This is a genomic window from Shewanella psychrotolerans (assembly GCF_019457595.1).
In the GTDB taxonomy this organism is placed as follows: Bacteria; Pseudomonadota; Gammaproteobacteria; order Enterobacterales; family Shewanellaceae; genus Shewanella; species Shewanella psychrotolerans.
This window is the reverse complement of sequence record NZ_CP080419.1, coordinates 3137688-3153342: the sequence shown is the minus strand read 5'-3', so window position 1 is coordinate 3153342 and position 15655 is coordinate 3137688. Positions and strand designations below refer to the sequence as shown.

The window sequence follows — 15655 nt, the reverse complement described above, 5'->3', positions numbered from 1 at the left end:
TTAGTTAAGAGTGGCAATAATTATGGCAAAAGAATTTAGTCGTACTCGTCGTATTGCTCAGCAACTTCAACAAGAACTTGCTCAAGTGTTACAACGTGATATTAAAGACCCTCGTATCGGTATGGTTACCGTTAACGACGTCGATGTGTCTCGAGATCTCAGTTATGCCAAGGTGTATGTGACCTTCTTTGAAGAAGACAAAGCTGTGGTCGAGGAAAAGCTCGCCGCACTAGAGACCGCGGCAGGTTATGTGCGTTCGTTAGTAGCTGGTCGCATGAAACTGCGTGTTATGCCAGAGATTCGTTTTATTTATGACGCATCACTTGTAGAAGGTATGCGTATGTCTAACTTGGTCAGTCAAGTCATTAGTTCTGATCAGGCGAAGGCGCGTGAACACGGTAGTGATACTGAACAAGACGAAGAGCAAGGTGAAAAGTAATGGCGCGCAAACCTAAGGGTCGTTTTGTCGATGGTATCGTGCTGCTCGACAAAGACACAGGAATGAGCTCGAACTTTGCTCTACAGCGTGTTAAGCGTATCTATAATGCCGCTAAAGCGGGCCATACTGGCGCACTGGACCCATTAGCAACAGGAATGTTACCTGTGTGTCTTGGCGAAGCAACTAAGTTTTCTCAGCATCTACTTGATGCCGATAAACGTTATTTAGTTACCGCTAAACTTGGTGTGCGTACGGATACCAGTGACTCCGATGGCGAAGTCGTACAAATTCGCCCAGTAGAGTTTAGCCAAGCTCAGCTGGACGAAGCCTTAGAGTACTTTAGAGGAGATACTATGCAGGTTCCCTCAATGTATTCAGCGCTTAAGTACCAAGGTCAACCGCTATATAAATACGCTCGTGAAGGGATAGAGGTGCCAAGAGAGGCGCGTCCTATCACTGTGTATGAGTTGAATTTTATTAAGCTCGAAGGTGATGAGTTAACCTTAGACATTCACTGTTCTAAGGGCACTTATATCCGCACCATCACAGATGATCTTGGTGAAATGCTTGGTTGTGGCGCTCACGTGATTATGTTGCGCCGCACAGGTGTTGCTGGCTATCCCTACGATAAGATGGTTTCGCTAGAACAGCTAGAGACCTTATTACAACAGGCTCAGTCAGAAGAGCGTCCACCGAAGGAATTGCTCGATCCTTTACTTCTACCTATGGACACCGCGGTGAGTGGCTTTAAAGAGATCAATGTCTCTGATGATATTGCTCACTATTTACTGAATGGTAATCCAGTTCAAGTGGCTAATTTACCCGTCGATGAGTTGGTTCGAATAACCATTGGTGACGAACGAAAATTTGTTGGCGTAGGTTCAATGAATGACGATGGCTTATTGGCGCCAAAGCGTTTAATTGTATTACGTGATGAACAAGTATAAGCCTTGCAAGCAGGTTATAAAATAGGTACTATATCGCGCTCTCTTCGGCTGAGTTAGTGATCGGCTGAAGCATTTATATTATTTTGGAGAAAAACATGTCACTAAGTTCAGAAGTAAAAGCACAAATCTTGGCTGATTTCGGTCGTTGTGAGAATGACACTGGTTCTACTGAGGTTCAAGTCGCTCTTTTAACCGCACAGATCAACCATCTGCAAGGTCACTTTAAAGAGCACATCCATGATCATCACTCACGTCGTGGTTTGCTTCGTATGGTTAACTCTCGTCGTAAGCTTCTTGCTTACCTAAAGCGTACTGAAAACGTTCGCTACCAAGAGCTGATCAAAAAGCTAGGTCTACGTCGCTAATATTGCATTAGTGTACAGTAGTAAAAAAAGGAGGCTTAGCCTCCTTTTTTTATGGGTTATTGATACATCTTGAAGACGGTTGACGCTTTTCAACTTAAATTTGGAGAGAGTGATGAAGTCAATCACTGAGAGAATTCCAAAAGACTATTCTCTCGCTTTTTTATTGTTAGTGGCAGGCCAAGTCGAAAAGGCTAAGTCGAAAAAGGCCAATTCGCCTGTTAGGCATGTTTTTACCTTCCTGATTCTGTGTTGAGTGGCATCACAAGGGAACAACTATTCGATTACCCATTACCCATTATCCATTCGCCTTGAATGAGTCGCCAAAAAACACGCTCAGTCGATCACTTTCTTATATTGATGGGTACTATTTATCGCTAACGAATTATTGTAGCTGACTGATCGTTGCCGTTTTGGGAATAATATATTTACTTTCAAATTCATCCAGTGGCAACGGCTGACTGAAATAGAAACCTTGTCCTATCTGACAATCCATCTCTTTTAACCAATCTAACTGCTGCTCATTTTCTATGCCTTCTGCAACAATATGCAAGTTTAGCTGTTTGCCTAACATTAAGATTGTTGAAGCGATCGCACTTTCGTGTGGGAGATCGGTTACAAAGCAGCGGTCAATTTTCATGGTTGTTATTGGCAGATGTCTTAGGTATGAAAGTGATGAATACCCCGTTCCAAAATCATCTACAGCAATGCCAAATCCTGCTGATTTTAATTGTTCCAGCTTGCTGATTGCTAGCTCGATATCATTCATTAACGAAGTTTCAGTGATCTCGACTTCGAGTAATTGAGGTTCAATTTGATATTTAAGTGACAACTGTTTGATATCAGGCACTAGACTTGGATCGGCAAACTGCTGTGAGGCCACATTAACCGCTATCGGAACCGTATAGTTGTAGCGTTTCTTCCAGTGTTTAAGTGTCTTACAGGCTTCTTCTATCACCCAGCGACCGAGTGGAACAATAATCCCTGTTTCTTCGGCGACAGGGATAAATGACATTGGACTAATTAGACGGCCATCTTTTTTCCAGCGAATAAGGGCTTCACAAGCGATTACTTCACCAGTCTTAATGTTGAATTTAGGCTGAAAGTGCAGAAGAAACTCGTTATTTTTTAGCGCATCATGCAACGATGCTTCGGTACGTAATCGCACCGCTGCACGTTCGGTCATCTGCTGTTTGAAAAATGCCCATTGATTTGAACCAGATGCTTTTGCGCTATACATTGCGATGTCAGCATGGCGTATAAGATCTTCCGCGGTTAATCCGTCGTCAGGGTAGATAGAGATACCCACTGATGCTGCGGGATGAATAGCATGTTCATTTAACTGTAGCGGAACGTTCAGTTGCATCAATAATTTGTCAACAAAATCGGCGGCTTGGTCAGGAGTGCGAGCCTCGTCGGCTAAAATGACAAACTCATCACCACCGAGACGAGCAACGGTTCCTCGGTCACCCACTACGCGTTCTAGGATTCGTGCAATCCTCGCCAAGAATTGATCGCCTAGCGCATGACCCAGTGAATCGTTAACGTTTTTAAACCGATCTAAGTCAATAAATAACATAGTGAATTGGTGCTTATGTACGCGCGCTCTTTGGATTGATACTGCTATGGTTTCCAATAGTAGTGTTCTATTAGGCAATCCCGTTAATGGGTCTCGGGTTGCCATGCGGCGTAATTTGGTTTGGGTTTGACCAAATTGGATTAAGATTTGATTAAATTTTGATGTCACCAAGCCCAGCTCGTCATCTTGATGTGCTGGAGACATTGGCAGTAGATTATCATCTGGAAGTTCCGGATCAATTTTATCAATGGCTTCACTGATCTCTGCAATAGGTTTGGTCAAAAAACGGTGGAATAACACCGATAAGACTAACGTGACCAACAGGGCTCGTGCTAGGGTTGCTAGAAAACTAAAACTAAGTCGATAAAATAGTGAGTTGGTGAGTTCTTGAGTGTTGTAAGATATGGTTAATGTACCGATAACCTGTTGTTTATCGGTTCCTTCGAAAAATGATGGCCGGTATAACGTGCGAGAAATTTGTTTCAGATCGCCGAAGAGTTTTTGACTTAGCTTTCGTACGAATGCGTTATCGGTAGCGGGGTTATTCATTGACACGAACATGCTGCCATCGTCGAGTTCAATTAATGCCTCACCAACATGCTCGACCTTTAAAACCCCTTCTAAGGTTTGAGTTGCTAAGTTATCATCAAGCGCCCAAACTGCATTTGCTGCTGGTTGTTCGATCGAATCTAATAGTTCTATTTGAGATTCGGTAAGTTGTTGGCGTGCTGAGATACCGACTAAGGCAATTTCGACGATAAAAATGGCAATAGCAAAAAAAAGCGCTGAAAACACGACTAACGTCGTTTGTTTCCATGTCAATGATTTGAATCTAACGCTCATTTTGCCACTCCTTTGAATCTGATTGGTGACCTTTCACATTCTATTACCATAGAAAAAGCAGCGATTGTTGACGAAAGTTGCCTTATATACCTACTTTAGAGAAAAGATTAAGCTTTGTCATCTACATGTACTCTTTATCTATTGATTAGACTTGAAGTATACTTACCCGCGAAAATAAGGTTATTAAATTAAGGAATGGTTCACGTGAATCCAATCGTAAAAAGTTTTGAATATGGTCAACATACAGTCACGCTAGAGACTGGGGTTATTGCACGTCAAGCTGACGCTGCTGTTTTAGCAAGTATGGGTGATACAACAGTTTTAGTTACTGTTGTCGGAAAGAAAGCTGAAGAGCCAGGTCGTGACTTTTTTCCATTAACCGTTAATTACCAAGAAAAAACATATGCTGCTGGTAAAATCCCTGGTGGATTCTTCAAGCGCGAAGGCCGCCCATCAGAAGGTGAAACATTAACTGCACGTCTGATTGACCGTCCAATTCGTCCACTATTTCCAAATGGTTTCAAAAACGAAGTTCAGGTTATTATTACTGTTGTTTCTGTTGATCCTGAAATTAGCCCAGAAGTTATCTCTATGATAGGTACTTCAGCTGCGCTATCTATTTCAGGTATTCCATTTAATGGTCCACTCGGTTCGGCATGCGTCGGCTATGTGAATGGCGAATACATCCTAAACCCAACCGTTTCTCAGTTAGTTGACAGCGAACTTGAATTGTCAGTAGCAGGTACTGAAAACGCAGTACTTATGGTTGAGTCTGAAGCGAATGCGCTTCCTGAAGAAGTTATGTTGGGTGCCGTAGTTTATGGTCACCAGCAACAACTGGTTGTTGTTGAAGCAATTAAAGAGCTACGTGCCGAAGTTAACAAGCCAGTATGGGATTGGAAACCAGCTATCGTAGATGAAGACTTAGTTGCTAAAATTAAAGATTTGGCTGAAGTTAGTTTAACTAATGCATATCAAATTACGGCAAAACATGAACGCCGTGATGCAGTTATTGCTATTAAGGAAGACGTGACGGCTAAGTTGGTTGAAGAAAATCCAGATGTCGATCTGCGTGAAGTTGACAAGTTACTTGGTAGCTTAGAGAAGAAAGTTGTTCGTGGTCGTATCATTGCGGGTAACCCACGTATCGATGGCCGCGAACCAGATATGATCCGTGCGCTAAACGTCATGGCGGGTGTATTGCCACGTACTCACGGTAGCGCGCTGTTTACACGCGGTGAAACTCAGGCGTTAGTCACTTGTACCCTTGGTACTGAGCGTGATGCACAAAAGATTGATAGCATCATGGGCGAATACACTAATCGCTTTATGCTTCACTATAATTTCCCTCCATACTCTGTTGGTGAAACCGGTATGGTTGGTTCGCCAAAGCGTCGTGAAATTGGTCACGGTAAGCTAGCTTGGCGTGGCATTAAAGCTGTTATGCCAACGGCTGAAGAGTTCCCATACAGCGTTCGTGTTGTATCTGAAATCACAGAATCAAATGGTTCAAGCTCGATGGCTTCAGTTTGTGGTACTTCACTAGCCCTTATGGATGCCGGTGTACCAATCAAGACTTCTGTGGCTGGTATTGCTATGGGTCTAGTTAAAGAAGGTGACGATTTCGTCGTACTTTCTGACATTCTAGGCGATGAAGATCACTTAGGTGACATGGACTTTAAAGTTGCTGGTACTCGTGACGGTATTACTGCACTGCAGATGGATATCAAGATCGAAGGTATCACTCAAGAGATCATGCAGATTGCACTTCAGCAAGCCTATGGCGCTCGTGTTCATATCCTAAATGTAATGGACCAAGCGATTTCAGGTCACCGTGAAGAGATCTCAGATCACGCTCCTCGTATTACCACCATCAAGATCAATCCTGAAAAGATCCGTGATGTGATTGGTAAAGGCGGCGCAACGATTCGTGCATTGACTGAAGAGACTGGTACGACTATCGAACTTGATGACGATGGTACAGTGAAAATTGCTTCTTCAAATGGTGAAGCGACTCAAGAAGCGATTCGTCGTATTCAAGAGATCACCGCTGAAGTCGAAGTGGGTACTGTATACAACGGTAAAGTGGTTCGCATCGTTGACTTCGGTGCATTCGTTACCATTCTTCCGGGTAAAGATGGTCTAGTACACATTTCACAAATCGCTGAAGAGCGTGTAGCAAATGTTTCTGACTACCTAGAAGTGGGTCAAGAAGTTAAAGTTAAGGTGATGGAAGTTGATCGCCAAGGTCGTGTACGTCTTTCGATGAAAGAAGCTCAGCCTAAAGAAGAAGTTGCTAGCGAGTAATTGCTAGTTGTTTGACTAAAGGAGACCAATAGGTCTCCTTTTTTATTGGATTTTTTTAAATGCTGATAGCCGTTAGTATTTGAGATTGCTATGATTGAGGCTATTGCTTAAGTTAAAAGGTTAAATGGATGACTTATAAATTGCGCTCAGCCACAGTAGCGGTTATGGCTGGTCTTAGTATGTTGCTAACAGGATGTGTATCAACTCAATCAGACGCCAGTGCTGAGCAGGGCAAGCTTATGGTCGCACCGGTTATGCCGGATTATAAGTTAGAAGTCACTTTAGCGAGACTTAACGATATTTTGACCTCTGCCGAACTGACGCCTGATCAACGTGCACGGTTTCATTATGATCGCGGTGTGATTTACGATAGTGTCGGCCTACGTATTCTCAGTCGTATCGATTTTCATCAGTCATTAAAGCTGCAACCTAATTTGGCTGACGCCTATAATTTTATCGGTATCTACTATACCCAAGAGGGTGAATTCGAAAGTGCTTATGAGGCTTTCGATGCCGTACTTGAATTGTCGCCTGATTACGATTATGCCTATTTAAATCGTGGTATCGCGCTTTATTATGGTGAACGTAATGACTTAGCTACCGCTGATATGCAAAGCTTTTATCAGGGAGATGAACAAGATGGTTATCGTGTCTTGTGGCTTTATATCATCGAAGCTAAAGGCGATGCAGAGCTTGCTAAAACGCACCTTGCTGAACGTAGAGCAAAGTTAGCCGACAATGCTTGGGCGACGACGTTAGTGGATTATTATCTGGGTAAAGTGAGTAAGGAGCAGGTTTTTAGTATCGCCAAGCAAGGACTTAGCCACCCTAATGAATATGCCGAGCGTCTTTGTGAAGCCTATTTTTATCTTGCGAAAGTCGCTCAGAATAAGGGGGAGTATCGTGATGCGGCAAATTATTTCAGGCTCGCTCTCGCGACTAATATCTATGATTTTGTTGAACACAGATATGCCCGTGTCGAACTTGCAAGAATGAATCAAGTATTAGAACAAGAGTAATTATTGATTCCTTGTAAACCTAGCCTCCGCTCTTATGGAGGCTTTTTTCTGCATAGGCGGTCATTCCCAAAAAAAATCCTGTACTTGATTAGGGCGCTGTTGACGGCTAACAGACTAGCCATCACAACAGCTAGGCGCTATAATTGCCGGCTTTTAGCACTCCATCATTCGCAGGTAACCATGTCAGGCTATAAAGTTGAAGTCGACAAGCGTCGTACTTTCGCCATCATCTCGCACCCCGATGCGGGTAAAACTACCATCACTGAAAAAGTATTGTTGTTCGGAAACGCGCTACAAAAGGCTGGTACAGTTAAGGGCAAAAAGTCGGGTCAACACGCTAAATCAGACTGGATGGAGATGGAGAAAGATCGTGGTATTTCGATCACTACCTCCGTGATGCAGTTTCCTTATCATGATGCGCTAGTCAATCTGCTCGACACTCCTGGCCACGAAGATTTCTCCGAGGATACTTATCGTACTTTGACTGCAGTCGATTCTTGCTTGATGGTTATCGACTCGGCCAAAGGTGTTGAGCAACGCACCATTAAGCTTATGGAAGTGACTCGTTTGCGTGATACGCCTATTGTCACCTTTATGAACAAACTCGACCGCGATATTCGTGATCCAATCGAGTTGATGGATGAAGTCGAAGACGTGCTTAACATCGCCTGTGCACCGATCACTTGGCCTATTGGTGCGGGGAAAGAGTTTAAAGGTGTCTATCATCTGCTGCGTGATGAAGTGATTCTGTATCAAAGTGGTATGGGTCATACAATTCAAGACTCTCGTGTAATCAAAGGGTTAGATAATCCAGAGTTAGACGCAGCAATAGGCAGTTACGCCCAAGAGATACGTGATGAAATGGAGTTAGTGCTCGGTGCATCAAATGAATTTGATCTAGATGCTTTCCTCAAAGGTGAGCTTACTCCTGTATTTTTTGGTACTGCACTGGGTAACTTTGGTGTCGATCATATTCTCGATGGTATCGTTGAGTGGGCGCCTAGACCACAAGCTCGCGAAACAGAGCTGAGATCGATTGAACCTGAAGAGGAAAAGTTCAGTGGTTTTGTGTTTAAGATCCAAGCTAATATGGATCCTAAGCATCGTGACCGCGTCGCCTTTATGCGGATCTGTTCGGGTCGTTATGAACAGGGCATGAAAATGCATCATGTACGTATAGGTAAAGATGTCAACGTCAGCGATGCGTTAACCTTTATGGCTGGCGATCGTAACCGTGCCGAAGCGGCTTATCCTGGTGATATTATCGGTTTACATAATCACGGTACGATTCGTATCGGTGATACTTTTACCCAAGGTGAGAAATTCCGCTTCACAGGTATTCCTAACTTTGCACCAGAGATGTTTCGTCGTATTCGACTAAAAGATCCGCTTAAGCAGAAGCAATTGCTAAAGGGCCTTGTCCAGCTTTCGGAAGAGGGGGCTGTGCAGGTCTTTAGGCCGCTTGATTCCAATGATTTGATTGTTGGCGCCGTTGGGGTGCTGCAGTTTGAAGTTGTTGTGCAACGCCTAAAGAGCGAATATAAAGTTGAAGCTATCTATGAGGCTATCAGCGTGGCGACAGCGCGTTGGGTTTATTGTGATGATCATAAAAAACTCGATGAATTTAAGCGTAAGTGCAGTAACAACCTTGCACTAGATGGTGGCGATAACCTTACTTATGTTGCGCCGACTATGGTTAACTTAAACCTGTCGATGGAACGTTATCCCGATATAGAGTTTGCCAAAACGCGAGAGAACTAAGCGTTAAAGCTATATTAAAAAGCAGATTCGTCTGCTTTTTTTGTGCCCCAAATTCTCCTATTTTGCTAGAGTGAGATTAAATGTGGCTACAGAACAGTAAGAATGATTAAACGGTGCTGGCGAGCTTATATCGCTTGGTGTGACAAAATGGGGTTGACCGAAGATAACAAACGATGCTGCGTCCCTAATCTATCTGATCCGCCATTACAGCGGGGGCAAAAACAAGCTAGGTCGACAGAAAACGAGACCAAAGATAATGCACAGTGATGCGCTAAAGGTGATCGATAGCCATATCCATCTCGATTTTGATGAGTTTGACCTACAGCGTGAGCAACTTGTTGGGCTGATGAGGCTGCAAGGCTTAGAACACCTGGTCATTCCGGGAGTGTCTGTCGAGCGTTGGGGCAAGCTAATTGAGATAGCTAAGCGATACCAATGTCATTACGCCTTAGGTATTCATCCTTGGTACTGCAATCAAAATTGGCAAGCCGATGTTTCTCTACTTGAACAATATCTAGTTGCTGGAAGGGACGAGCCATCTTTAGTGGCTATTGGTGAGTGTGGGCTAGATGGATTTCATCGTGATAATTGGCAGTGGCAGATCTCTTGTTTTGAAGCTCATCTCGCTTTAGCTCAGCGTTATCAGCTGCCCATCATTATTCATAGTGTTAAAGCACACAATGAGGTACTCGAATTACTTAAGCGTTATCCGTTAGAAAAGGGCGGCGTGATCCATGGCTTTTACGGTGGTATGCAGTTGGCCAAAAGATATCTCGATATGGGGATGAAATTAGGTATTGGTGATTTATTACTTGATCCAAATGCTAAGAAATTACCAGAAACGATTGTCAACTTACCATTGACATCTTTTGTCATAGAGACCGATTTAGCACTTATTTCTAAGGTAAAAAAACGAGAGATCACTGACGAAATCAACGGATCCAGCTTAATTTTGCAGTTGCTAATTGAGAAAATCGCTAATTTACAAAAAAAATCTTGCGTTCTAGTATCAGAACAAGTGTTTCAAAATACCCTGCAACTCTTTGACCTCTAGTTTATTTTTGAAAAAACAGATGTTAATCGCATCAACTTATCTTTCTAACACCTTGAAATAAAACTTCAAAAACTTGATCAAAACGACGATTTTAACCATTTCGTCTAGTATAATCTGACGGTGAAAAAAGGTTGGTTAACAACATAATTAAAAAGTATTAACAATAGGGTGATGGTTAATGGATATTTTAATGAGTTTAGTAGGGGTGGTCACCTTACTTGCAATAGCGTTCTTGTTCTCTAATAACAAAAAAGCTATTAACGTACGTACCGTGTTCGGTGCGTTAGCAATTCAAGCGTTCTTTGCTGGTTTCGTTTTATACGTACCAGTGGGTAAGGACATTTTAAAGGGCGTTTCTGACGGCGTATCAAGCGTGATCAGTTATGCTCAAGATGGTATTAACTTTGTGTTTGGCGATTTAGCCCAATTTAAAGTAGGTTTCATCTTCGCGGTTAACGTATTACCCGTTATCGTTTTCTTCTCTTCTCTAATTGCTGTGCTTTATTACCTAGGCATCATGCAGTGGGTCATCCGTATCATCGGTGGTGGTCTACAAAAAGCACTAGGTACTAGCCGCACAGAGTCTATGTCAGCAACAGCTAACATCTTCGTTGGTCAAACTGAAGCTCCACTTGTGGTTCGTCCGTTTATCGCGACTATGACTCAGTCTGAACTGTTTGCCATTATGGTGGGTGGCCTAGCGTCTATCGCGGGTTCAGTTCTTGCTGGTTATGCGCAGATGGGTGTACCAATTGAGTACCTAGTGGCAGCGTCATTTATGGCGGCACCCGGTGGTCTATTGATGGCGAAGCTAATGCATCCTGAAACAGATACACCTGTGAACGAGATGAATGACCTTCCTGATGATCCTGATAAGCCATCTAACGTATTAGACGCTGCAGCTGCAGGTGCTTCATCTGGTATGCACTTAGCATTAAACGTTGGTGCAATGTTGATCGCATTCGTCGGTTTAATCGCGATGATCAACGGTATTATTGGTGGTGTAACTGGTATCTTCGGTGCCGAAGGCATCACTCTTGAGCTGATTCTTGGCTACATCTTCATGCCGCTAGCGTTCCTTATCGGTGTACCTTGGAATGAAGCGCTTGTTGCAGGTTCTTTCATCGGTCAAAAGATTGTTGTCAATGAATTTGTTGCTTACCTTAACTTTGCTCCATATCTAAAAGATGTGGCTGATGGCGGGATCTTAGTTGAAGCGACTAATGCGGTAATGTCTGATAGAACTAAAGCTATCATCTCATTCGCACTATGTGGATTCGCTAACCTATCTTCTATCGCTATTCTACTTGGTGGTTTAGGTGCGATGGCTCCTTCTCGTCGTCACGACCTAGCTAAGCTTGGTATCCGTGCTGTTATCGCCGGTTCTCTAGCTAACTTGATGAGTGCAACGCTAGCAGGTCTATTCCTGGCGTTATAAGTCTCAGGTCATTTCTTGGGGGGGGGATCCCCCTGAACTTTGGCTCTGCTCAGCAGAGGAGAGTCAAAGTTAACCTAACCATTTTTCAAAAAATTATTATTAAGCTGAGCTACTCTTACTAGGTTAATAGAGTTGTTTTGTGTAAATAAACTAAGGCCAGACTTGGGAGCTAGCTCCTGATAGTGTGCCAAATTATAAGTTTGTTTTATTGTTAAAATATAGTGTTCGCATTTTTACATTAATTGTGTTGTGATTTAATTCAATTTGAGTAAAATGCGGCGCCAACAAAGAAAAAATGCTGACTCATAAAGAGCAGTAAAACCATAAAATAATGGGGTTGATGATGAAAAACGTTAAAACTTTAGCTTTAGCCGCTACAGCCGTAGCTGCAATGTCTGGCAATGCATTAGCTGCAGATCGTTCAGACCTACACGGTAGCGACTACAAATGGATGCAGTTCAATGCTATGTATTCTGTAGGCGAGAAGCCTGATAACCCAGCATCAGGTGATCAGCATAACTACCTAGAGATGGAATTTGGCGGTCGTTCTGGTGTATTCGATCTTTATGGTTATGTTGATGTATTTAACCTAGGCAACCAAGACACTAGCAACGGTGATAAAAATCCAGGTTCTGGTACTAGTAAGCTGTTCATGAAGTTTGCTCCACGTGTTTCTATCGATGCGCTAACTGGTAAAGACTTATCTTTTGGTCCTATCCAAGAAATTTACTTTTCGACACTATTTAACTGGGATGGCTTAAACGGTGATGGCGTAAATACTTCTTTCTGGGGTGTTGGTGCTGACGTAAACGTGCCATGGTTAGGTAAAACGGGCATGAACTTATATGCTCACTATGATCTAAACCGTAAGCAGTGGAATGGTTATCAGTTCTCAGCTAACTGGTTCAAACCTTTCTATTTCTTCGACAACAATAGTTTCCTATCTTTCCAAGGATATGTTGATTGGCAGTTTGGTGCTGATGACGAGTTAGGTAATGAATTCGTTCCTATGACCTCTAGCGGTGGTAACGTATTCTTCGGTCTATACTGGCACTCAGATCGTTACGCTCTTGGCTATGGTCTAAAAGGCTTCAAAGATGTATATCTACTTGAAGATAAAGGAGGTATTGTTGGTCTAGAGTCTACTGGTTGGTCACACTACTTCTCTGCAACTTACAAGTTCTAAGAGTAGAATAAGTATGTATTGGAGCTGTGATCATACGGCTCCAATTAACCATCAACTTAAATGTTTATTTGATAGTTTGGTGGTTAATCTTTATCTAAGCATGGACTATATTAATAGAATTTGTTTATATAAAGGTTAGTAGTTTTACGCGCTAAAAAGGATTTTTCGCGGAAAGGCTGGAACACTGCTCTACAAAGTATAATTACTCGTTCCCCCTTCCCGGTCTTCAAGGATTCAAGTCGTGACCCTTGTGTCAGGATCGCTTTGGCTAATACCAAGGCATTGAATACCTGAATTAGTAAATTTGTTATGTCTTACTGATAAAACAAATTTACGGCAACGCCTGAAGGCCCGGCCATAAAAATAATCAAAAGATGCCAACTCTAGGTGCTGTCATACGTCAATTTTTTTATTCCTGAATTAATAATTTACGTTTCGGAGAGCTAATATGAGTGATTTAAAAAAAGCAGCACAAAAAGCCATTGAATTGATGGATCTTACTACCTTGAATGACGACGATACCGATCAGAAAGTGATTGAGTTATGTCATAAAGCGAAAACTCCTGCGGGTAATACTGCTGCAATCTGTATTTATCCACGCTTTATTCCTATTGCGCGCAAAACGCTAAATGAGATGGGTTGTGAAGAGATTAAAATAGCCACAGTAACTAACTTCCCCCATGGTAATGATGACATTGCGATTGCTGTGCTTGAGACGCGTGCGGCTGTTGCTTATGGTGCCGATGAAGTTGATGTGGTATTTCCATATCGCGCTTTGATGGCGGGTAATGAAACGGTAGGTTTTGAGCTAGTTAAAGCGTGTAAAGAAGCTTGTGGCGAAGACGTTCTTTTGAAAGTTATTATCGAATCTGGTGTGCTTCAAGACCCTGCACTTATTCGTAAAGCGTCTGAATTATCAATCGATGCAGGTGCTGATTTTATTAAGACCTCTACAGGTAAAGTGGAAGTCAATGCCACGCTAGAAGCGGCTGAAATTATGATGACTGTGATCAGTGAAAAGAACCCTAAAGTTGGCTTTAAGCCTGCGGGTGGCGTACGTGACGCCGCTGCAGCTGAAGAGTTTTTAGGTCTTGCGGCTCGTCTTTTGGGTGACGATTGGGCGACGCCTAGCACTTTCCGTTTCGGCGCTTCAAGCCTATTAGTTAACCTACTTCATACATTAGAGTTAGGTGATGCGCCAAAAGGTCCTCAAGGTTACTAAAAATAGCGTCGGCTTTATTTAGTTAAGCGTGATCTAAATCTATTTGAAGACGTCAAAACTCGTTTATATTAAATGTAGTTTTATTACGGTTTTGACGTCTTATAAAAGAATTTGTCACTAAAAACGAAATTTTGTGACAAATTTGGAGGCAGTACTATGTTTCTAGCACAAGAGATAATTCGTAAAAAGCGCAATGGCGAAGCATTAACCACTAAAGAAATTCAGTTCTTCGTTAAAGGGATCACTGATAACAGCGTATCTGAAGGGCAAATTGCTGCACTCGGTATGGCTGTTTACTTTAATGACATGAATATGGATGAACGTATCGCATTAACCACTTCAATGCGTGATTCTGGCACTGTGCTTAATTGGAAAAATCTCGACTTAGATGGCCCTATTATCGACAAGCACAGTACTGGTGGTGTTGGTGATGTAATAAGCTTAATGCTTGGCCCCATGGCTGCGGCATGTGGTGGTTATGTTCCTATGATCTCTGGCCGTGGCTTAGGTCATACTGGTGGCACCTTAGACAAGTTTGATGCCATTCCTGGTTATCAAACTGAGCCCGATAGCGCACTTTTCCGTAAAGTGGTTAAGGAAGCGGGCGTTGCAATTATCGGTCAGACTGGCGATCTCGTTCCTGCCGATAAACGTTTCTATTCTATTCGTGATAACACCGCAACCGTTGAATCAATCTCCCTTATTACAGCGTCAATACTTTCTAAAAAGCTCGCAGCGGGTTTAGATGCACTTGCTATGGATGTTAAAGTTGGTAGTGGCGCATTCATGCCAACCTATGAAGCATCAGAAGAATTAGCCCGCAGTATTACAGCCGTTGCAAATGGTGCTGGTACGCGTACAACTGCTCTGTTGACAGACATGAATCAGGTGTTAGCTTCGTGTGCTGGTAATGCGGTTGAGGTGAAAGAGGCGATAGATTTCTTAACGGGTCAGTATCGTAATCCACGTCTTTATGAAGTGACCATGGGCTTATGTGCTGAAATGCTCCTACTTGGTGGTCTTGCGGCAAACGAAGCGGAAGCTCGCGCTAAGCTTAATCAAGTGCTGGATAACGGCAAAGCTGCTGATATCTTTGGCCGTATGATCTCAGGTCTTGGCGGACCAGCAGACTTTATCGAAAACTACAGTAAGTATCTACCTCAGTCCCAGATCATCCGTCCTGTTTATGCCGATAGAACTGGTTTTGCATCGTCTATGGATACCCGAGAGCTTGGCTTAGCCGTCGTGACTTTAGGCGGCGGTCGTCGCAAACCGGGTGATGCATTGGACTATAGCGTAGGTCTCACCCAAGTGTGCGCTTTAGGCGATGAGATAGTTGCGGATAAACCGATAGCCATGATCCATGCGCAATCGGAAAGTGCATTCGAAGAAGCGGCTGCAGCCGTGAAGAAAGCAATTCACATTGGCGATAGTGCGCCAGAGAAAACACCAGAGATCTATCGCTACATTCGTCAAGAAGATCTCTAGGAGAGTAAAG

The 15655-nt window shown here is 43.0% G+C and carries 13 protein-coding genes; 12 read left to right on the top strand and 1 reads right to left on the bottom strand.

The features are described from left to right. Positions 1 to 22: 22 nt before the first annotated feature. From rbfA to rpsO, 3 genes are all read left to right on the top strand, one after another. Positions 23 to 439, top strand: a complete 417-nt coding sequence (gene rbfA / locus K0I62_RS13945) for a 30S ribosome-binding factor RbfA (protein ID WP_220063469.1) — start codon at positions 23 to 25, stop codon at positions 437 to 439. Continuing rightward, a complete protein-coding gene (gene truB, locus K0I62_RS13940; protein ID WP_220068688.1) occupies positions 439 to 1386 on the top strand; it encodes a tRNA pseudouridine(55) synthase TruB in 948 nt (315 codons plus the stop codon). Before rbfA ends, truB begins: the two co-directional genes overlap by 1 nt. A gap of 95 nt (positions 1387 to 1481) precedes the next feature. Next, positions 1482 to 1751 (top strand): 30S ribosomal protein S15, encoded by a 270-nt coding sequence (gene rpsO, locus K0I62_RS13935; RefSeq protein ID WP_220063471.1) that lies wholly within the window; start codon positions 1482 to 1484, stop codon positions 1749 to 1751. Positions 1752 to 2133: 382 nt separating this feature from the next. On the opposite strand, the gene K0I62_RS13930 is transcribed toward rpsO, so the two are convergent. Then, the gene (locus K0I62_RS13930) at positions 2134 to 4170 is read right to left on the bottom strand and encodes a putative bifunctional diguanylate cyclase/phosphodiesterase (protein ID WP_220068687.1); all 2037 of its coding nucleotides are present in this window, start codon (positions 4168 to 4170) and stop codon (positions 2134 to 2136) included. Between the two features lie 204 nt (positions 4171 to 4374). Here K0I62_RS13930 and pnp point away from each other — a divergent pair, with 204 nt between their 5' ends. The 9 genes from pnp (at position 4375) to deoA (ending at position 15645) form a co-directional block, all read left to right on the top strand. Further along, positions 4375 to 6477, top strand: coding sequence for a polyribonucleotide nucleotidyltransferase (pnp, locus tag K0I62_RS13925; RefSeq protein ID WP_220068686.1), 2103 nt, complete (start codon positions 4375 to 4377; stop codon positions 6475 to 6477). A gap of 128 nt (positions 6478 to 6605) precedes the next feature. Further along, on the top strand, positions 6606 to 7496 hold the full coding sequence (gene nlpI / locus K0I62_RS13920; RefSeq protein ID WP_220068685.1) for a lipoprotein NlpI: 891 nt from the start codon (positions 6606 to 6608) through the stop codon (positions 7494 to 7496). Positions 7497 to 7676: 180 nt separating this feature from the next. After that, a complete protein-coding gene (gene prfC / locus K0I62_RS13915; protein ID WP_220068684.1) occupies positions 7677 to 9257 on the top strand; it encodes a peptide chain release factor 3 in 1581 nt (526 codons plus the stop codon). 102 nt (positions 9258 to 9359) lie between these two features. Beyond that, positions 9360 to 9524, top strand: coding sequence for a DUF5363 family protein (locus K0I62_RS19385; RefSeq protein ID WP_491573760.1), 165 nt, complete (start codon positions 9360 to 9362; stop codon positions 9522 to 9524). Further along, a complete protein-coding gene (locus tag K0I62_RS13910; RefSeq protein ID WP_258405005.1) occupies positions 9514 to 10311 on the top strand; it encodes a TatD family hydrolase in 798 nt (265 codons plus the stop codon). Before K0I62_RS19385 ends, K0I62_RS13910 begins: the two co-directional genes overlap by 11 nt. Positions 10312 to 10489: 178 nt before the next feature. Then, entirely contained in the window at positions 10490 to 11749 is a 1260-nt protein-coding gene (locus K0I62_RS13905) for a NupC/NupG family nucleoside CNT transporter (RefSeq protein WP_220068683.1), read from the top strand. Between the two features lie 343 nt (positions 11750 to 12092). Then, entirely contained in the window at positions 12093 to 12935 is an 843-nt protein-coding gene (locus K0I62_RS13900) for a nucleoside-specific channel-forming Tsx family protein (protein WP_220068682.1), read from the top strand. A gap of 448 nt (positions 12936 to 13383) precedes the next feature. Beyond that, positions 13384 to 14157 carry a deoxyribose-phosphate aldolase gene (deoC, locus tag K0I62_RS13895; RefSeq protein ID WP_220068681.1) on the top strand — a complete coding sequence of 258 codons (774 nt, stop codon included), beginning with the start codon at positions 13384 to 13386 and terminating at the stop codon, positions 14155 to 14157. A gap of 156 nt (positions 14158 to 14313) precedes the next feature. Then, entirely contained in the window at positions 14314 to 15645 is a 1332-nt protein-coding gene (deoA, locus tag K0I62_RS13890) for a thymidine phosphorylase (RefSeq protein ID WP_220068680.1), read from the top strand. Positions 15646 to 15655: the final 10 nt, after the last annotated feature.